The organism is Alkalidesulfovibrio alkalitolerans DSM 16529, from assembly GCF_000422245.1.
Classification (GTDB): Bacteria; Desulfobacterota; Desulfovibrionia; order Desulfovibrionales; family Desulfovibrionaceae; genus Alkalidesulfovibrio; species Alkalidesulfovibrio alkalitolerans.
The window spans coordinates 46,199-64,988 of record NZ_ATHI01000022.1 but is presented as its reverse complement, the minus strand read 5'-3'; the positions used below and the strand labels follow the sequence as shown (position 1 = coordinate 64,988).

The 18,790-nt window shown below is 63.8% G+C and carries 22 protein-coding genes and 1 pseudogene; all 23 read right to left on the bottom strand.

Going from position 1 to position 18,790, the window contains the following annotated elements; all coding sequences use genetic code 11:
- Positions 1–2: 2 nt before the first annotated feature.
- Complete coding sequence (locus DSAT_RS07385) at positions 3–536, bottom strand: BW3TFN family phage tail fiber component (RefSeq protein WP_020886749.1); 534 nt, start codon at positions 534–536, stop codon at positions 3–5.
- 12 nt (positions 537–548) lie between these two features.
- Positions 549–1,010, bottom strand: a complete 462-nt coding sequence (locus DSAT_RS07380; RefSeq protein WP_020886748.1) for a hypothetical protein — start codon at positions 1,008–1,010, stop codon at positions 549–551.
- Positions 997–1,128, bottom strand: coding sequence for a hypothetical protein (locus DSAT_RS15845; RefSeq protein ID WP_268870160.1), 132 nt, complete (start codon positions 1,126–1,128; stop codon positions 997–999). The genes DSAT_RS07380 and DSAT_RS15845 overlap by 14 nt, the downstream gene beginning before the upstream one ends.
- A gap of 4 nt (positions 1,129–1,132) precedes the next feature.
- The gene (locus DSAT_RS07375; protein ID WP_020886747.1) at positions 1,133–2,122 is read right to left on the bottom strand and encodes a hypothetical protein; all 990 of its coding nucleotides are present in this window, start codon (positions 2,120–2,122) and stop codon (positions 1,133–1,135) included.
- Positions 2,123–2,132: 10 nt separating this feature from the next.
- Positions 2,133–2,726 carry a hypothetical protein gene (locus DSAT_RS07370; RefSeq protein WP_020886746.1) on the bottom strand — a complete coding sequence of 198 codons (594 nt, stop codon included), beginning with the start codon at positions 2,724–2,726 and terminating at the stop codon, positions 2,133–2,135.
- Positions 2,727–2,736: 10 nt separating this feature from the next.
- Entirely contained in the window at positions 2,737–4,311 is a 1,575-nt protein-coding gene (locus tag DSAT_RS07365; protein WP_020886745.1) for a phage tail protein, read from the bottom strand.
- On the bottom strand, positions 4,311–5,720 hold the full coding sequence (locus DSAT_RS07360) for a baseplate J/gp47 family protein (RefSeq protein WP_020886744.1): 1,410 nt from the start codon (positions 5,718–5,720) through the stop codon (positions 4,311–4,313). Before DSAT_RS07360 ends, DSAT_RS07365 begins: the two co-directional genes overlap by 1 nt.
- A gap of 99 nt (positions 5,721–5,819) precedes the next feature.
- Positions 5,820–6,737, bottom strand: coding sequence for a GPW/gp25 family protein (locus DSAT_RS07355; RefSeq protein ID WP_020886743.1), 918 nt, complete (start codon positions 6,735–6,737; stop codon positions 5,820–5,822).
- Positions 6,737–7,627 carry a hypothetical protein gene (locus DSAT_RS07350; RefSeq protein WP_020886742.1) on the bottom strand — a complete coding sequence of 297 codons (891 nt, stop codon included), beginning with the start codon at positions 7,625–7,627 and terminating at the stop codon, positions 6,737–6,739. Before DSAT_RS07350 ends, DSAT_RS07355 begins: the two co-directional genes overlap by 1 nt.
- Positions 7,628–7,639: 12 nt before the next feature.
- Positions 7,640–8,650, bottom strand: coding sequence for a DUF2135 domain-containing protein (locus DSAT_RS07345; RefSeq protein WP_020886741.1), 1,011 nt, complete (start codon positions 8,648–8,650; stop codon positions 7,640–7,642).
- On the bottom strand, positions 8,647–8,955 hold the full coding sequence (locus tag DSAT_RS07340; RefSeq protein WP_020886740.1) for a hypothetical protein: 309 nt from the start codon (positions 8,953–8,955) through the stop codon (positions 8,647–8,649). The genes DSAT_RS07345 and DSAT_RS07340 overlap by 4 nt, the downstream gene beginning before the upstream one ends.
- Before the next feature lie 10 nt (positions 8,956–8,965).
- Positions 8,966–9,229, bottom strand: coding sequence for a PAAR domain-containing protein (locus tag DSAT_RS07335; RefSeq protein ID WP_011366988.1), 264 nt, complete (start codon positions 9,227–9,229; stop codon positions 8,966–8,968).
- The gene (locus DSAT_RS07330) at positions 9,226–9,600 is read right to left on the bottom strand and encodes a hypothetical protein (RefSeq protein ID WP_020886739.1); all 375 of its coding nucleotides are present in this window, start codon (positions 9,598–9,600) and stop codon (positions 9,226–9,228) included. Before DSAT_RS07330 ends, DSAT_RS07335 begins: the two co-directional genes overlap by 4 nt.
- 12 nt (positions 9,601–9,612) lie before the next feature.
- Positions 9,613–10,662, bottom strand: a complete 1,050-nt coding sequence (locus DSAT_RS07325; protein ID WP_020886738.1) for a phage baseplate assembly protein V — start codon at positions 10,660–10,662, stop codon at positions 9,613–9,615.
- Entirely contained in the window at positions 10,655–11,074 is a 420-nt protein-coding gene (locus DSAT_RS07320; RefSeq protein ID WP_020886737.1) for a DUF1353 domain-containing protein, read from the bottom strand. Before DSAT_RS07320 ends, DSAT_RS07325 begins: the two co-directional genes overlap by 8 nt.
- Positions 11,071–11,445: a YcbK family protein gene (locus DSAT_RS07315; protein ID WP_020886736.1), complete on the bottom strand. Its 375-nt coding sequence runs from the start codon at positions 11,443–11,445 to the stop codon at positions 11,071–11,073. The genes DSAT_RS07320 and DSAT_RS07315 overlap by 4 nt, the downstream gene beginning before the upstream one ends.
- Entirely contained in the window at positions 11,438–12,721 is a 1,284-nt protein-coding gene (locus DSAT_RS07310) for a phage late control D family protein (protein WP_020886735.1), read from the bottom strand. The genes DSAT_RS07315 and DSAT_RS07310 overlap by 8 nt, the downstream gene beginning before the upstream one ends.
- Before the next feature lie 66 nt (positions 12,722–12,787).
- The gene (locus tag DSAT_RS07305) at positions 12,788–13,078 is read right to left on the bottom strand and encodes a LysM peptidoglycan-binding domain-containing protein (RefSeq protein WP_020886734.1); all 291 of its coding nucleotides are present in this window, start codon (positions 13,076–13,078) and stop codon (positions 12,788–12,790) included.
- Positions 13,075–13,545, bottom strand: a complete 471-nt coding sequence (locus DSAT_RS07300; RefSeq protein ID WP_011366981.1) for a CIS tube protein — start codon at positions 13,543–13,545, stop codon at positions 13,075–13,077. The genes DSAT_RS07305 and DSAT_RS07300 overlap by 4 nt, the downstream gene beginning before the upstream one ends.
- 3 nt (positions 13,546–13,548) lie before the next feature.
- The gene (locus DSAT_RS07295) at positions 13,549–13,860 is read right to left on the bottom strand and encodes a DUF7768 domain-containing protein (protein ID WP_020886733.1); all 312 of its coding nucleotides are present in this window, start codon (positions 13,858–13,860) and stop codon (positions 13,549–13,551) included.
- A 2,444-nt stretch (positions 13,861–16,304) separates the two neighbouring features.
- A pseudogene (locus tag DSAT_RS15950) lies at positions 16,305–17,318 on the bottom strand (phage tail tape measure protein); the annotation flags it as partial.
- A gap of 329 nt (positions 17,319–17,647) precedes the next feature.
- Complete coding sequence (locus tag DSAT_RS07285; RefSeq protein ID WP_020886731.1) at positions 17,648–18,325, bottom strand: T4 family baseplate hub assembly chaperone; 678 nt, start codon at positions 18,323–18,325, stop codon at positions 17,648–17,650.
- Positions 18,326–18,340: 15 nt separating this feature from the next.
- Complete coding sequence (locus DSAT_RS07280) at positions 18,341–18,787, bottom strand: phage tail protein (RefSeq protein WP_227501130.1); 447 nt, start codon at positions 18,785–18,787, stop codon at positions 18,341–18,343.
- Positions 18,788–18,790 lie beyond the last annotated feature (3 nt).

Here is an 18,790-nt window from a genome sequence, read left to right as displayed (position 1 = left end):
AGTTAGATCTTGATGATCCCGACCAGCTCCACGCGGGTGTCGGAAATCTTGTTGAAATCGGGAATGTTCTTCACCTCGTACAGGTAGCCTGGGCGCAGCACCTCGCCGGTCGGGTTGGTGTCCTGATGGAACACGCCGCCCATGGCGAGATCCCCGGTGACGCTTTGCACGTACTGCACGTCGCCGCCGAAGAAGCCGTATTCGCGGATGGTGATGCCGTTGGCCTCCGCCTCGTCGAAGCGGAAGAAGACACCGATGGTGTTGGTCTCCTCGCCGGTTTCGAGATAGCGCACACCGTTGACCAGCAGCGCCCCTTCGGCGTCCTCCTTGAGGAAGGTCCGCTTGTAGTAGCGCTTGCGGGCGCGTTCGTTTCTGAGCCCGGTCTGGCCGATGTCCGGCGCGGGCGGATTCTGCGGGTCGGTAAAGCTGGCATCCCCGTCGCCGATGGCGCAGTGGGTGATGCCGTCCACGGCCTGGCCGAGGAGGAGTTTGGCCGTCAGTATCCGGCCGGTTTTGACGATGAGTCCCAGTGCCATTGCTGTTCTCCTTTAGGTTTGAATTTCGTGGTCTTGATCGATGAGCACCGCGAACAGGATCTGGCGCGTGTCGGCCAGCAGTCCGGCCGGGATCGCGATGCGCTGAACGGTGTCGGAGCGGCTGATGTGTGTGCCGGACGTCCGGACGCTGGTGTCGATGCTCCGCAGCCAGGGGCGCGTCACCCGCACCGCTGCGTCGGCATCGACGCCCAGGCGGCCATGGACGACGAGCCACAGGTCGGCGCTCCGGTTCAGGCGGTTGTTCACGCGAAGCGCGAGGTCGGATCGACGTTCGAGCCGATGGGCGACCCGTACTGCGCTGTCGGCCCGGACCATCACCGTGCGCCTGGCCGGTGCCCCGGAAAACAGCTCGAAGAGCGCTCCGGGTTGCGCTGCGCCGATGGCGAGCAGTTCCGGCCGCCGGATGCCTCGGCGGGTGGTGATGGATGCCAGTTGTCCCTTATGCACGGCCACGGCGAATCCTCCCGCTGAGCTTGAGCGCCTGGCCACGGTTCATGGACACAAGCGTTTCCGGACGACGCTGGCCGGTGATCGTGGTGATGGGTTTGAGCTTTCCGCTATGCGTTGCCACGGCGTTACTCCTTCACTGCGCACCAGCCGCCGGTGGTCAGGTTGAACACGCGGTAGCTGTCCGTTCCGATCTGGATGGTGTCTTCCGAGGCGACGTTGCCGCCGCCCACGGAGAAGATCTCGATGAGTTCGCCGCGCAGTTCCTGGTAGGCGGCGGAGCCGGACATCGAGGCGAGCCAGGGAAAAAGGATGGTGGTGCCGTAGCGCATCTCCGGATCGGTTTCGCCCTGGAGCCCACCGTGGGCCGCGCCGCAGCGGCCCTGCTGACCGGAAGCGGAGGTCCAGCCGTCGAACTTGTTCACGGCGTAGAAGGTGCCCGGCGCGTTGTAGTAGCTGTTGACGACCGGCTGCGGGTCCTCGCCGATCTTGGCTCCCGAGGCGTAATCCCGAACGAGGGTCTCGACGGTGATGGTGTTCGGCGTGGCAGCGGTGTCGATGGCGCTCACCCGCACGCGTTCGATGCCCGCGTCGTCCTTGATCACATAGTCCTGTCCGGGCGTGACCACGGTGGCGTCGTTGACCTGAAGCACCACGCCGCTTCCAGCAGTAACCGCCGCCTGCGTAAGCGCGACGGCCCCGGACCAGAAGCGTTTCAGCAATCCGCTGTAATGGCCGTAGTAGGTGGAGACGAGCTTGGTGACCACGAAAACGTGATCCAGGTCGGCGAACAGCCAGAAGATGAAGTCGGCGCTGTCCTCCACCCGCAGGTAGGTGTAACTGGTGTGCGAAGCCTCGTTGACGCCGGTGTGGGTGGCAGCAATCCAATACTGGAATGCAGCGACGTGAATCCGCCCGGAGGTGGTGCTGATACGGAACTGCAGATAGACGTCCTCGGCCCCGGATTCCCCGTGAGACTTGAAGACGAAATACGGCTGTGGGTCGGCCGACTGGTCGTCGTGCAGGGTCCATCCGGTGGTGGTCACCAGAAAGGTCCGCAGTTGATTGAGCAGGTCGAGCCGACCGTGGGCGAGTCCTTGAATGCTGTGGTATGCCATGGCGGCCTCCTTAGAGAATCGGGTTTTCCGTGCCGGTCAGGCGCAGCTTGATGTCGAGTTTGTTTTGCACCGGGGTGCCCGGGAGCACGGTGCAGCGCCGCCAGAAGGACAGCGTCTGCTGGAAGGCCTTGTCGCCGAGATTCAGCGGTGCGCCCTGGGTGGCGGTGTCGAGTTCCGCCTGGGTCAGAGCCAGGCGGTACCAGACCGATTCGTCGGTGCCGGTTTCGTCGATGGGATCGAGCACCAGCCCGGTGTAGTCGTAGCCGGAATAGACGGTCGTCCCAGCGTCGTGCGCGGTCGCAGCGGTGTTGGCCACGCCCCGCTGCACGGTGAGATTAGCGGTCCCCCCACCGCTTTCGATCAGCATCTGCTCGCCGTCGATAATGATGAGTTCGCCGTCGGCAAAGCGCGGTTCGGCCAGGACGATGGAGGTCTGCGCCGCGTCGATGGCCGAGGGGAGGCTCGTCTGCTCGTTGGCGACGTAGAGTTGCCGATCCTTGATGTCGCCGTCGGTGCCGTTGTAGCTCTCGGCCTCGGGGCGGCTGAAATCCCCCTCGGAAATCTGCTGGGTCAGCGCTTCGTCAAGATAGAGGTGAATCGCCATGGGTTCTCCTTCAGGTGGGCCACTGGGTGGCGCGATAGTTATTGGTGGCGGCCTCGAACCCGGCCTGCGTGGGCGCGTGCAGATCCTGCTGACGGAACAGCCAACGGTAGGACGGCCGCGACCAGCGGAATCCGGCCTGGTTGAGGCGCATGCGGCTGACGCGCATCGGGCGGGTCCGATCAACGGAGAGGCGCAGGCCGGTGGTGTTGAGCGGGCTCGCGCCCAGCTTCATAGTCTCGACCCGATGGCGCTGGAGAGAGCCCGTGTCCACGTAGACTTCAAGCGAGGCCCGTTCGCCGGTCAGATTCGCATTGCTCAGATACCGGGTGTTCAGGGTGTTCGCGTTGAGCCGGAACACAGGCCCTCTCCGCCGCCATCGGTCGATCCGGTCGACGGCCAGGGTGACGTCCGCGTCGCAGCCAGCGGTGGAGGCGAGCAGCAGATTGCTGATGCCGCCCTGGTTGGCGGTGAGATCGAGACCTTCGTTGAGCCTGGCGCGGCCAAGCTGGAAGCAGAGTCGGTGCCTGGATTCCAGGGGCAGGCGCAGGTCGTACTTGGCTTCCGCTCGTTCGACCGGTTCCGCCTGCGTATCGAAGAAGAAATCCTTCTGCCGGAAGCAGTAGCGCAGCTCGGCCTCACCATGGGTCAGCGGCTTGCGGTTGAGATGGTTCTCGCCCAGCCCGAAGCCGCTCTCCAGCACATCCCCTTCGAAGTCGCGGCCGGTGTAAATGGGCGTGCAGAAGGAAACCCGGTCCTCGCCGACGCGGGTGTAAGGAAGCCGCCAGTCGTTGAGAGCCTTGTGGTTCAGGCGCATCTGGTTCTGGCGGCCGTGAAAACGGGAGACCTTCACGGCGGCCCGGTCGATCTCCGGGAGCATCTCCGTGGTACTGGTGAGCTGCAGCAGCTCCCAGACCCTTTGCTTGTTGGTCAGATGACGGCAGGAACCGAGCGAGGAACGGCCAAGGACGAAGGTCTCGTCGAGAAACGCCAGCACGATCCGGCGCACGGAATTGGCATGCCCGAAGTCGAGCATCGCGCCGCCTTCGATCCATTCCAGGAGGAACTGGAGCCAGAAACAGCGGGTGCCAGCCGGGTGGTGAAACACTAGGGCGTCGCGCAGCCCTTCAGTCTGGTTGAGGCACAGCACGCGAAACACGCCGAGGCTGAACACCAGCCCGGGCAGCTTGGCGTTGCCGAGTCTGGAACGGGCATTGAGACGAAGAGCCGAGCGGAAGGTCTCCTGCAGTTCCCCCTGCCAACCGAGCGCGTCAAAGTCCCGCTCGATAGCCGGGATGGTGCCCTTGCGGCGATAGATTTCGACCGCCTCCCGCACACGGCGGCGCTGGCAGTCCGGCGAACAGGTGCCGTCCACTTCGAGGCCGACCAGTCTCGCCAGCAGCGGCAGAAAGCGTTCGTCGCAGTGATCCACATCGAAGATGGTCGGGAAGTCGTCGATAGCCTGCTTGAGCTCGTCGAGCGTTCCGGCGGGAAGGCTCAGAAAGGTACGCAGGTCACCGGCCTCGTCGTTGTGCTCGTAAAGCGGCGGCAGCAGGCCGAGCAGATTGTCCTTGAACCAATCCGACATCAACCGGCCCTCCGCAGATCGAGGTTGACGGTGCCGAGAACCGGGATTTCGCCGTGGCGCAGCTCGATATCCTGCTGCGGCGCGTAGATGTGCATGTGGCTGACGCCGCGCACGCCGTCGATCAGGGCCACCAGGTCGGAGAAGTGAATGGTCTGGCCGAAGGAGACCCGGTCGAAGGAAAAGAAATCGGTGAGCGCAGCTTCAATGCGGCTGCGCACGTTTTCCAGCGGTTCACCGGGCCAGACGTAAACCTCGGCGTCGATGGAAACGGGCCGGTAGATCGGATCGAACAGATTGATCTCGACCGTGATGACCTTGCGGCGTTCGAGAAACTCGGCGAGGTCCCGCTTGAGCAGCGCCGAGGGCATTCCGCCGCCGTTGGGAGCGATGGCCAGTTGGACGTTGTAATAGCGGATGTTCTGGCAGGCATTGGTGTCGAGCACCTTGGCCTTGGCGACGCCGGGGTAACCTTCGGCGAGCGCCTGGTAATCCTCCAGGGTGACGGTCTTCCAGAGACTGCGCAGCTCCGCCGGTGCCTGTCGGCGGGCGTGCTCGAGGGCTTCCCGCGAAGCGCCGCCAGTGGCGGGAACAGGATTGGTGACGGTCAGGGAGACCTGGCCGCCGTCGAGGTAGACCGGGCTCAGCAGTTGGGTGATCCGATTCGGACCGAGATTGCCCTGGTCTCCGATGGTCTGCAGATAGCTGACGGTGATGGCGCTTCCCTGAGCGGGTACAGCGCCACTTTGCCCGTCGCCGAAAATCAGGGTAGAGATGTCGAGCGCATCCAGGTCGGCCATGAAATGGCGGCTGTCGGCCAGGCTGTCCTGGAAATGATCGACCTCGCTCCAGGCGTCGTCCCCCACCGTAACGGTGATGGTGCCCTGGGCGATGGCGTCGCCGGTCAGGCGGATGCGCTGGAATGGCAGCCCCGTCGATGTGAAGGTCTCGGTGCGGCGCACGCCTTGACGGGCCGGGATGTCTACCGAGAGCACGCCTCGCGGGATCAGGCCGTCCTCGACTGTCTCGAAATCCGCCTCGCCGTCATTCAGCAAGGCGCGGCAGGCCGTCCCCGCCGGAATGGTCAGGTCCTTGCCGAGCGGAGCGGAGAGCCGAAAACGCAGCGTGGTGGTGGAGGCCACCGGCGAATCCAGCCGGTAACCGATGAGCTTGCAGAGGTTGATGACGTTCTGCCGCTGGCGGGCCGTGGGCAGGAAAGCCTCCGCCGCCTGGACGTCCAGGTAGTAGGCCAGCATGTCGCCCACGCCGCAGAACAGATCGAGCAGGACGACACCGAGATCGGAGTGGTTGAAATCGGTCCAGCGGTCGGTGAGCTGCGGGATCTTCGCCAGCAGTTCCTGGCGGATCGATTCGTAATCCTTGTTGATATATCCGATGCTTGCGCGGCCCATGGTCTCTCCGGTTTTCGGCAGTTATGCGAGAGCGCCTGATGCTCTCGCCACGCCGGTTACTTACCGGAAGGGGCCTGGATGTGTCGGAGGCGGGATGCCTCAGAGCGGGCCGCGCAGTTGCCAGACGGGATTGGGCTGCCCAGAGGTGTTGTTGAGGTAGTGGGATTCCTTCTTGCCCTCGAAATAGAACAGGCCGATGCGGCCCGGCTGCGACGTGGTGATCCGGTGAACGGTGCCAGCGGCGTTGTCTTCCGCCTGACTCTGGGTGTCGAAGCCCAGACCGCTAGCGGCCAGATAGAGGGCGTGCTCGGCCTGGGGCGCTTCTGTTTCTGGCGCTCCCTCGAACGTCAGGTAATGGCCGTGGTTGTCACCCGGATCGCTGACGATCCACTTGCCGTTGCGGTCCTGAAAGGCTCCCTCGATGTAGGCGACTTCGTATTCCCCGGCTGGCCAGATCAAGGAGTCGTCCGGATCGGGGCTCATCTCGGCCGCGTCGAACCAGAGCAGATTGAACAGCGTGCGCACGTCCGGCGACAGGCGCACGCTGCGCACCGGCGGCGGCTCTGGCTCGGGCTCCGGCTGGGGATAGCTGGGCGCGGGATTGTTCGGGTCTTCTCTGTAGAAGGGATAGACCAGGTTGCCGTCCACCTGGCTCTGGATCACCCGGTAGGCGATATGCACCAGCAGCAGGTTGCCGTCGATGTTCAGCGGCCGGTCGTCGAAGTGTACCTCCGTGATGATCACCCGCTTTTCCCAGCGCTTGATGGCGTCGATCACGTAATGGCGCAGCAGGCCCTTGAGCACCTCGTCGTTCTGTTCGAACACCAGATCCTTCAGCCGGGAGCCGAACTCCGGATTCATGAACCGTTCGCCGATCCGGGTGCCGAGGATCTGCAGGATGCTTTCGCGGATATGCTCGTGCTCCCGCGAGGTGGCGGTCGAGACCTGGGTGCCGCCGGATACCGACTGAAACCGGAACGGGTAACGCAGCCCCTTGCCGAGAAAGTCGTAGCTCATCAGGTACGCTCCTCGCAGTGGATGCCGCATTGACCTGAGCAGCCATTTTCCGGTGCGCCGTCGTCGACGGCTTCCCCCTGGAATCGAACCACCAGATCCAGTCCGCTTTTTAGTCCCAGGTGGATGGTTCCGTCCGTCTCGATCAGCCCGCCGTGGCCGGACTGGCCGCACTGGAATCCCCTGGCTCCGCCGGAGAGCAGACGGACAGCGATGGTTTCGCCGATGCCCTCGATACGGCCGATGCCGATGATGTCGATAGGTCCGGCCGGATTGATCAGGGTGATGAACCGCTCCCGGTGATCGACGTCGAGACGGATGCCCTCGGGCAGAACCACCGCGAAGCGTTCCGCGCCCATGGCGGTCGGCTCGATCCCTGCAGGCAGTCCGCTGATACCGGCCGCCTCCTGGGTCGCACGCAGATAGGACTCGACCAGGGTGTAAAGGCGTCCCGGGGCGACCTCGACGGCCGTACCGGGACCGGGGGTGATGACCTGCTGTTCCCCGGCGTCGATGACGCAGATTCGATGGTCGTCCGTGGTTCGCAGGATCATGCCGTCGGGCAAGGTGAAGAGCCGGTTGCCGTCCGGCAGATCCCGGGGTTCGGTGCCCGCAGGCAGTTCGACGAAGGGATAGAAATCGGATTCCGGCTCGATCTGTACCTGCTCCAGGTACTCCTGGGTCTTGGCCTGTTGCGCCTCCAGATAGGCCTGGGCCTGGCCGCGCATCGCCTCCGAGGCGGCGTGACCTGCCTCCAGCAACGTGCGGATGCCGGAAAGCTCCTCACGAATGCCAGACAGGTGATCGCAGAGCACCCGCAGCACATACTGTTGCTCGCCGGAATCGGTCTGTTCGATGGTGGCCTGCAAGTCGGCGGGTTCTTCGGAAATCATGGACAACCTCCATTACATGCCGACATTGGCGGGTTGGGACTGATAGCTCATGGCGTTGACCGGCGTCACTGTTCCGGTCGCGCCGTCTATTTCGAACACGGTCCAGACCGTGCCCGGGGCGTTGGGAACGGTGAAGGTCTGCTCACGGCCATCGCTCAGGAACACTTTCACCGTGGCTCCGGACTGCGCCAGGCCGGTACTCGGATTGGCGTTGCGGTTGGTGTAGTCGTGGACCGCGTAACGGTAGACGCCGGGAATGAGCCGATGGATGGTGATGGTCTCCGGCCCGTAGGAACTGGTGTCGTCCACGTCCAATTCCGCCGCCTCGTTTTCGATGGTGTGGGAATAGAACACATGGAACCTGCCGCCGGATGGCGTCGGTCCGGTGAGATGGGAATCGAGGTCCCGGGGAGTCAGCCCCCACTGCAACACGATGCGGGCGACCTGGCCGTCGAGCTCGGGCGAGAGAACGATCTGGATGTCGCCGGAGGTGTTGGGGTCGGCGTTCACCCAGCCATGCCAGGCGATGTATCCCGGCGCGGTGACCTCCACGTAATAGAACCCCTCGGGTACGGACAGCTCGAACCCGCCATAGGCGTTGGCGAAGGTCTGGTACGCAGCGGGGCCGGTTTCCGAGCGGCGGAATTCGATCAGCGCGTTGCCGACACCGCTGGTGTTGAGGGCGTTGACTACCGTGCCGCTGAGGAAGACTGTGGCTCCGCTGGCAAAGTCCGGGTGGTCGGCAAACCAGGACGGATCGCGAACCTCCACCAGTACATGGCGGAGGCTGTCCCGGACCGAGGATCTCCAAACCATGAGCACGGCATTGCCGATGGTCCAGCCGCAGCGAACGACACCGTCCGGCCCGATCTCCGCGACCTCCGGGTTGCTGGAGGCAAAGACCGGGGCGTCCACGTTGCCGCGCAGGGAGAGCGGAACCCATTGCTCGAACTCGCCAGCGGAGAGGCGGATGGAGTGAGGCTGTACCTCCCAGTGGCTATAGGCTGGCGCGGTATCCGTCATGAAGGGACCTCCACCGGTGCGGAGACGCCGCCGCCATAGACCTCGACTTGGACGTGACGCAGGCTGAGCCGCTCGGGCGAATCCCAGACCAGGATCATGGCTGCCCCAGGAACGAAGCCGCACTCGACATTGCCGTCCTCATCGACACTGGCCACGTCGGGATTGGACGATTCGAACACTGGCGCTTCTGGTAGACCCCGGATCGAGAGCGGAATGCGCTGAACGAATGGGGATCGCGAGACCCGGATCAGCTTCGGGAAGACATCCCAGTAGTGCGGTTCCTGCGGTTGTTCGAGATTGTTCATGGCATCCCCCTCAGTTGTCGATGGTGTCGGGACTGCCGGTGACGATGATGGCTCCGCAGGCGGTGATGTCGCCGATGCGGGCGTTGGGCAATCCTTCGGTGATGGTGTCGAAGCTGCCGGTCACGATGGGCGTCACGCCATGCCCCGGAATAGGACAGACGTGAAGGTCCCCCATGCGGGCCACCGGCATGCCGTTGTCCAGCGTCCGACTGGCCCCGGTGATGATGACGCCGCCGTGGCTGCTGATGTCGCCGAGTCGCGCCTGGGAGCTCATGGGTTCACCTTCAGCAACAGATGGATCAGAAAGCCGATGAGTCCGCCGATGGTGCTGCCGATGGTCAACACCAGGCCGACGATCTTCCACATGGTCTCGGTCCCCATCTTGGAGCCGACCCGGGCATGCAGCCGGTCAATCTCCTCGGCGTGCCGGTGCAGATCGGAATAGATCGAGCGGACCAGCACCTCGACGTTTTCCTTGTCCGATTTCTTCTCGATTTCGCGCTCGATCTTTTCGAGGCGATCCTGGATTTCCCGGCGGTGGTTTTCGAGGATGCTGCGGAATTCCTCCCGCCAATGCTCGAAGGTCCGGGCCAGCAATTCCTCGCTAGCCGAAAGTCCGGAGGGCGTTGTTGTTCTTTCTCCCATGCGATGCTTCCTTCAGGTGTTGATCAAGACGGTGTTCGTCGAGCGAATGATGATGTTTCCGGCCACCCCATCCATGAACACGAGGCTGCCAGACTTGTCGGTGGCGCCGATGCTCTCCTGGCCGGGCGCGGCGTTCATGCGCACAACCTGACCGGCCTTGTCGGTGAGCCGGATCTGTTCGGCGGCGGCGGTGGAATCGACGAGGATTTCCTGAGTGCCGTTGAGTCCCCAGATGTGAACCTTCTCCCGGCCCTTGGTGGTGTCGATGAGGATCTTCTGCCAGCGGGAGCGGCCCTTGTCGCACGAGAGGATGTGGACCTTCTCCTTGTCCTGCCAGGCTTCGAGGATCACCTGCTGGCGGCAGAGGTCGGTGAGCTGGATGCGGGCGCGGGAGCCGACGATCTGCGAGGCGATGTCGAGCTGGTCGCCTTTCTCGGCGTCCTTCGTACCGCGCCGCAGGGCGTTGCCGCTCTGCATCTCCGGCTTCACCTTCCCTTCCATGGTGAGAATTTGTCCGGCGCGGTCGATGATCCGCAGCAGCTCGTCGCCGTCGCGGTCATCGGCCAGAATGGTGTGGCCGGTTTCGGTCTTGAGCAGGACCTTGAGGCGCGGGCAGTAATACGGCGGATGGCCGTGGTACTTCTTGTGTTCGAGATCGTCGTGCCGGTTGGCCTGATGCTCGACCTTGTCCTCGCAGTCATGGCAGAAGGCATTCGCGCAGGTGCGCTTGGATTCCTCGGGCTGCTCGCCGGGATTGCTCTTGGCCAGCCAGACCCCGGTCCAGATCGGATACTGGACGACGCCACCCTCGAACTCGGCCCAGACCGAGGCCCCTTCCTCGGGGACCAGGAACATGCCGGTGTCGTCGTTGCCGCCGTAGGGGAAACAGGGCGCGGCCCATTCGGACCAGTTCTCCCGCCCGCTGCCGAGCACGGCGGGGATCTCCAGCCGGACCCGGCCAAGGCGTTCGGGGTCGTTGTTGTCGCGCACGAAGGCCCGGTACTTGCCGTACCAGCGGTTGCGGTAGCGCTCCTCGGATTGACGGTCGCGGGTTTCAAGCATGCTCCGTCTCCCGTTTTCGACTGGTGTCCCAGGCCAGCCAGCCACCCAGGCGAACCGCCCAATACATGACCTGCCTTTTCCACAGAGGCACCCCCAGGGCCGCCATCAGTTCGAGAAAGACGCGGTCGGCAGCAAGCCGCGAGACCTTGCCGGTGTGGTAGAGGTAGTCGTGAACGACGGCCGCCGGGGAATATCTCCCCCAGGGCGGCACCACGCGCCAGAACAGGCGCGGCACCGAGGCGAAGTCGGTCTCGAACCCAGCGGGCACTTCGATGATGCGGCCAGCGCCGGTGCGGATACGGAACGGCTGGGTCAGCCTCGCGGTCATTCCATTGGGCAGGATCTCCACCCGAAGAGGCCCGGACAGTCCCAGCGCGGTGCCCGAAAACAGGGTCTTGGTTTCGGCGCTCATGACCGCCACCTCGCCTTGCCCGACTGGCGTACATCGAGATGGACCCAGGAGGCATAGACACCGATGCCGCCCTCGCGGAAGAGCGGAATTTCCTCGGCGATGACCGCCAGTTCCTCGGGCGAAACGCCTGCGGGACAGCTCACGTCGGCCGCCATGCCCAACGTGTGGAAACTCTGCTCCGCGCCGCCCACCGCCTTATTGTGCCGGTTACATCGGAAGCCGCTGGTGATGGACAGCGGTTTGCCGATGCGGTCGCGCAACGCCTGCAGGGCGTCGACCAGGTCGGGATGGACCGCAGCCGAATGGCCGCAGCAGTTCTTGCCCTTGCAGGCGAATTCCGAACGGTTGAAATTCTTGCTGAGATCACCCATTGCCGCCTCCTTGTGTGACCGCGCCGGAATCCGCGTCGATGGTCACCATGGCTGGTGGCTCGTTTTGCGGCGTGGGCGGGGCCTCCTTGTCGTTGGGTTTGCCCTGGGACTCGGCGGACTTGTCGCCCGCGCCCTTGCCGAGGGCGTTCTTCTTGAGTTTGAGTTCGCAGAGATAGCCAGCGCCGCTGATGCTGTGGCGCACCGAGTGGCAGTAATAGATGCCGGAAAACTTTCGTCCCACGCCCTTGATCTCGACGTTCTTCTTGGCGCGTAGCTGGGGAATGCCGATGGTGGCGGCATCCGCCTCGACCTGGCGCAGCTCGGCCTCGCGGAATTTGCCTTCGGCGCTGTCCTGGGCGGGCTCCTGGCGCGGCTCTTCGTGAAAGCCTTCGGAACGGTCGAAGCTGGGTACGATCTGCCCCGTCTCCCGTTCCTTGAAGCTGCCTTCGCCGGTGTTGCCGTCGACCAGATAAGTCTGCTTGCCCAGGGCGGTCCGCTCGGGGGTGGTGGCGTTGTTGGCCTTGTGCTCGACCACGTCCTTCTTGCGCGGGTCGACACCGACCGTCTTGGTCTCGACACCCGCGCCCTTGGCCCCCTGGGATTGGGTGCTGGGGCGGAACGAGCGCAGCAGGCCCTTGGTGTCGGTGAAATATTCGAGGGTCAGAAGCGGCGTCTGGTCGAGCTCGCGAGGATGGAAATGGAGTTCGTCGTCCTGGATGTAGAAGACATAGCCGCTCACACCGTCGCCATCGCGGTCGCGAGCCTTTTCCGCCAGCTCCTTGAGGAACTGGGCGTCCGAAATGTTGCTCTGGGTAACGCGGAGATGGGTTCCCTTGGTGGCCGTGACCACCGGCGTGAGGCCGTTGGCGGCGGCGATCTGTTCGGCGATTTCCGAATAGAGGATGCCAGGAGCGGGTTTCTGCCAGACCTTCTGGTTCTCCTTGCCAGCGAGTTTGAAGCCCTTGTCGTAGGCCTTGATGCGGATAGTTGGATCGCCGTTTTCCGGGAAGTCGTAATCGATGTCCTTGATGACCGCCTTCTTGCGTGGAGAGAGGTTACCCACGTAGCCGAAGCGAGCGACGATCTCATTGCCTTCCTGGAACAGGGGATCGTCGACGAACTGCAGGTTGCGGTCGGTCACCGACAGCTCGAGGACATCCAGCTCCTCCTCATTGTCGGTGAAGACGAACGAAGTGATCTCCTGGGTGATGTCCTTCGAGAGGTCTTGCCCCTCGATCTGAATCAGAAATGTCGGCTTGAAGGTATCCAGATCCATGCGTCTCTCCGGCGGTTCGCAGTTCCCTGCTTACTTACCGGAAGGCATGGCGAGGTGTCGGACGCTTCAGTCGAGCAGGCGCATCTGGACGTGTTCGCGGGAGGGAATGCGCAGCGCCAGACCCGGCTCGAGCGCCAACGGGAAAAAGATGTCGTTGTAATCACAGATGATCCACCAGAGCCTGGCGTCACCCAGATAGCGGTGCGCGAGCAGATCCAGACGCTCGCCCTCGACCAAGGTGTGTAGGCGGTCGTCGTGTCTGGGGGTGGTGTCGATGCGCTGGCGCATACCGAGGGAGGTACCGTCGCTGTCCCGGTAGAGAACGCAGCGGGCGTATCGGGAATCGCGGCCGATCATGAGCGCACCTCCGACCAGTTGATGGAACGGTCCACATATTCCTCGAGGACGATGTCCACCTCGGCCCGTTGCGGCAGCAGGTTGTCCCGGTCGAACAGGCCGAAGAACCGCGCCTTCACCTGCCGGACGATGCAGGTCACGCCCGGGTAGAGATCGCCGAAGATAAGCAGCACGCGGTGCGGCGCGTTCTTGAGCATGGTTCCGGCGTGTTCCGGATATTGCAGCGAGCGAAGCCAGTCGACCTTCTGTTTAACCGGTCCCTTGAACAGCTCGACCTTGAAGGCGATCCGGCGCGGTTCCCCGGCGACATACTGGTAGCGCGGGTGGCTCATGCCGGGGATCTTGATCGTCGCGTAGTCGGTCGACTTCTCGTCGCTGATGGAGTTGGGGTTGTACTGGAATTCGAGCCGCTCCCCCGTGTCGGCGTCCACCAGATATCCCTTGATGGGCTGTTGATCCCAGGCCATTGCTTACACCTCGGCGATCTCGAGGATCGGCTTGCCCAGTTGTCCGGCCCGGTCGAGTTCCAGCCGCATGCCGCTGGAAATGCCGTTGCCGGTGAACGCCCACACCTCGTCGCAACATTCCATGTAGGCCAGGCCGCAGGCGATGCCCGTCTCCCGCTGCTCTGGAACGCTGTCGTCGGTGAAGGTTGGATACAACAGGTGCGGCGCGAACGGCGCGTGACCGCTTCTCATGACCTGGCGGCAAAGCGCCTCGGCGACCCTGACGTTTCGGGCTATGTCGCCCGCGAACGGGCTGCAGACAAAGATGCGTTTCATCGGTTCTCTCAAAGGGTTTCGTAGTTTCTGATCTTCCGCTCCCGTAGGTCCTTGTAGACGGCCTCGGCCACCTTCCGGCCATCGATGTTGGTGGTCACGCTCAGTTCCACCGGGCGGTCGGCCAGGCCATCGAGGCGCGAGAGTAGCGATTCCAGCAGTTCGCGCAGCCCCGGACCGGCTTCCTCTCCGCGCATGGGTGTCGCGGGAGCGGTGCGAGCCGGAGCGATCAACCGCTCGGAAGGCACCGTCTCGGCGAGTCCGGATTGCAGGGGCTTCGCTATCGGAGTCGGAGCGGCCGTTATGGGCCGCTCGATCCCGGCCGGAGCCAGAAAGGCGTCTCCCTTTTCCAGTGCCGGTTCCACCGCGAACGGCTGGATATAGCTCTTACTTACCGGCTCAACGGCTGCCGCGACGGTCTGCACGGTGCCGTTCATCTGTTGCGGATGCGGCGCGGCCGTGGCCATGACCGGCTGGAGCATCAGCATGGCGCTCAGAGCCTTGGGCACCAGGCGCTCGTCCAGACGCGGTACGAGACTCAGCACGCTTTCGATGATGCGTTGCCCAATCGATTCGGCGGGCGGCGTAGCTCCGAGCGGTTGTTTCTGCTCGGCCACCTGCGGAATCGGGGTCTGGACTCCCAGCATGGCGCGAGCGGAGGAGAGCAAACCGTTGGCGATCCCGGTGCTGCGATTCTTGAGTGCCTGGATGCCCGCGCTCGCGCCGCTGGAAAGCCTTTGCCAGAGGGTTTGCCCCTCGGTACCGGCGCTGGCAAAGATTCGACCCACAGCCCCGGGGACGGCAGACAGCGTGGCAACGATCCGGTCGCGGAGATTGACGGCTCCTGTGGCCAGCGCGTCCCAGGTATTGACCTGGGGCGGCGTGAGCGCCAGTTCGGGCGTGTCGCCAAACAGGGATTGTTTGAGACCGCCGAAGATGGCACCGGCCTTGGCCGCGACGGATTGAGCCCCGGTGGTCAGCCCATCCCAGAGTTTTCCAGCCATCCGGAAGGGAGCCGAGGCGGCTTCCATGAGGTTGCCGCCCGCCGATTTGATCTGCTGCCAGGCTCCCGCAGCGTCCGAGAGAATCCCGCGAGCGGCGAAGCCGAAAACTTTCGCGGGCAGCGACTGGGTAAGGCTCATGCCGTCGGCGAGGGTCTTGAGCAGCGCGGAACCGGAGGCGGTCAGGCTGGCGAGTGGTCCCTCGCGGGCATCGGAGAACGGCAGCAGATTGCGCAGCTTGCCGAGGGCGTTCTTAAGCATGGTGAAGGGATAGGTCACCGCCGACCAGATCCCTTCGCCAAGGGTGATCAGTAGCTTCTTGCCCGCCTCGAAAAAGGTGGTATCCCCGGCGAAGAAGGAGCGCACGGTGGCAAACAGATCCCGCAGGGTGCTGATGATCGGCAGATTCAGAATCGCCTGGCCGATCTGTCCGGCGGCGTCGGCCACCAGGCGGCCGATGGAGGTGAAGATCCCGGAAATGAAATTCCAGACACCGACCACCACATCCCGCGCCCAGCGGAACGGGGTGGCGAGAAAATCGTAGACCGCGCCGCCGATGGCCTTGAGACCGTCCAGCAGGGAAATGTCGCCGGTCAGCACTTGCCAGACCGCATAGACGATCTTCCCGGCGGCCACGAAGGCCTCGCCGATCATGCGCACGGGCAACAGGAACTTATAGATGAACTTGGTCGCTCCGACCAGGGACCCGACGATGGCCTTGCCGACCCAGACCACGCTGCGCACCACCACCGCCAGGGCTCGGACGATGAGCGACAGGTTCCAGGCCACGATCTTCAGCGCGAACGCCAACCCCTGAAGAAGCACACCGGCGACGGTGCCGATAACCGTGCCGAAGGTGCGCCAGGACGACCCGTCGGTGGCGCTGGCGGCCACGCCGAAGATCTCCACCACCGAAAAGACCGCGCTGGCCAGCGCCGCGTATGCGCTCATCAGGGTGCGGACGGTCGGTTCGAGGATGGCGCGGATGCGGCCAAAGGCATGGGAAAACGCGCCCCACAATCCGGCCAGGGCCTCACGAACGCGGTAATAGGCTTTGAAGACGGTGACCACGAAGCCCAGCAGTCCGGCGGATTCGAGCTTCTGGGCCAGTTCGGACGACATCTGCCCGACGCCGCCGCTGAGCGAACCCACCAGCTCTCTGATCCCCTGGAAGACCAGCGAGACCTTGTTCCAGGCCCCGGTGATGATCTCCTGAATGCCGCCGAAGTTGGTTTCCCAGGCGCGTTTGAGCAGATACACCGAGAGGATCACGCCAGCGATAATCGCGGTGACGGGCAGAATATAGGTCGCGACCGCCGAACCCACTCCGGCCAGCGCGGCGCTGATGGCCACGAACCCGGCCTTGATGGCGGGAAGCATGAGTCCCACCATGCCCACGGCGGCGGTGACGGCTCCGGCCACGACCAGAATGGTGCCGAGGGCCATGGACAGTCCCAGGACCACCCGGGTCACGCCCGGCATCGATTTGGCCATGCGTTGCAGGAATAGAATGAAGCGGGAGACGCCGTTGATCACCGACGTGACCACCGGCAGCAGAGTGCGGCCCAGGATTTCGCTGAGGTTGGCCATCTGCTGGCGCAGAAGCAGGAACCGGGCTCCGATGTCCTGGTTCATGGCGTCGGCCATCTGTTCGGTGACCGCCGTGCCTGTCTTCATGGCCCGGCCTACCGACTGGATATTGCCTTCGAGGCTCTCCATGCCCGCCGACATCTGCAGCAGGAACTTGACCGCCTCGTCGGAGCCGAAGGCCTTCTTCAGCTTCACCTGGGCGGCGGCGTTGGAGAGGTCGGGGAACTGGCGCTTGATCTCTTGCAGGATAGGAACCACGCCCTTGAGGCGGCCGCTGGTGTCGGTGAAGGACAGGCCAAGCTCGCCACCGGCCTCGGCCGCCTTCATGATGAACGCCTTGTACAGCGTGCCCGCCTCGGAGCCGGGCATGGTGGTCTGGAGCTGGCCGAGTACGGCGAGCTGCTCGTTCAGCGGAATATTGCTCGCGGCCGCCACCGCGCCGATGTTCTTGATGGCGTCGGCCATCTGGGTGCCGTTGGTCTTGAACGAGGCCACGGTCTGCGCCATGGCTCCGGAAAAGGCGGTCGCCCATTCCATGTCGTTCATGTCGGCCATGATGGGCTTGAAGATCCCGTAGGCCGTGGTGAAGGTGCCGACCATCTCCTGGGTGGTGGCCTTGGTCGCCTTGGCGGTCATGGCGGCCATGGAGGTGAAGACGCCCACCGCCTCGTCGCTGAGGTTGGACAGGGCCGATTTCACGTCGTAGGTGGCGGTGATGAACGCCGCCTTGTCAGCACCGGACCACTGGTTGGTGAAGGATTCGGCGGCGTCCTCGATGGCACGGAGATCCTGCACGCCCAAGGACGCCAGCTCTCCCAGGGCCTTCTGGGTCGCGGCGGTGGAGGCGACCAAGGCGGCGGGCACTGCCATCAGGGCCAGCCCCGCCCCCAGCATCATGGTGCCTTGCTGGATGCGGTCCAGGTTGCGGGTCATTCGCTCACTGGCATCCGCCACGGTGGAATCGAGGTCCATCATGGAGCCACGGATGCGCTGCGCGTTCTGCGAGAACGCATCCTTCATCGATACCACTATGCCCAGTCCGAGATCGCCGTTCATCTATCGCCGTTCCGTTTGCTCACGTTCAAAATCAAGCTGCCGCTCGAGGGCCTCGACGAACTGACGCCGGACCCTGAGCGGCAGCGAGCGGGTTTCCGACCAGCCCCAGTGCAGTCCGCCGTAAGCGAGAAAAAATGCGTCGCTTACAAGCGAACTCCGGGGAACAAAAAAGCCGGTTCGGCCTCCAGGCGGGTGCGGATCTTGGTGCCGCAGCCATCGCATTCGGTTTCGACCGAGGTGTCGATTCCCGCGTCGACCCGCGACATCTCCTGCCGCAGCGCGTTGCGGTCGCGCATCGACATCTCCGCCAGGCTCTTCTTGGAGGGAGCCTTGCCGTCGATGTCGAGGATACGTATGAGCATGGCCGAGCTGATATTGGGCTCGCGCAGGCTGGCCAGTCGCTTTTCCTTGTGGCCATCGAGATATCCGAAGCGCACGGTTTTCTTCGAGCCGGGCAGCTTGAAGGAGAACTCCCGCTCCTCGCCGTAGGGGGTGACCTTGAGATCCTCGAGATTGATGGTCACAAAGTTGGTCATGCGGCAGGCGCTGTTCGGGCAGCTCAGCTCCAGCTCCACCTCGTCCCCCAGGGAAATCTGGCGCAGGCGGACCAGGGCGAACAGCCGGTCACCCGAGAGCAGGTTCATCACCTCGGCGAGATCGGGATCGGTCTTCTCGCCCAGCCGGACGAAACAGTTGCGGAGCACCTGGTTGATCGCCTCTCCGGAACGGATCAGGCGCTGGTTGGTGAGCAGTTCTTCCTCGGTCCCGGTCATTTCCCGAAGCTCGAGTTCAGTGCCGCTTGGCAGTTCAAAGCTGTACATGGTCGATCCTCCGGTTTAGGTCCAGTATTGGAAGCAGATGGTGAGCTTCTCGATGGTGTTCTCGGTGTTGCCGCCTTCGAGCTCGTCGTATTCGAGCGCCTTCACCCAGGCCCCGTGCAGGGTCCAGCGGCGGGTCTCGTTGCCGGTGCGGTCGTAGCGGACAACGTCGATGTCGCGCATGTAGTCGGCCGGAAGGCCGCCGGTGACGGCGTTCACGTCCACCTGTTTCTTGATCCATTCACGGGCCGCCTCGTCGGAGCCGTCCTGCAGGGTGCCTTTCTCGAGGGTGATGTCCTCGAACTTGACCCGCCCCGCCACCTTTTGGTCGAACATCGAACCGGCCGGGGCAAAGGCCACTTCCTCGAATTCGGTTTTGGGCTCCTGTCCCTTGTGGAACAGGGCCACGTCGAAGCCGTTTACCTCGATGGCGAACTGCCAGTTCTGGTAAAGGCTCTTGGGCATGTT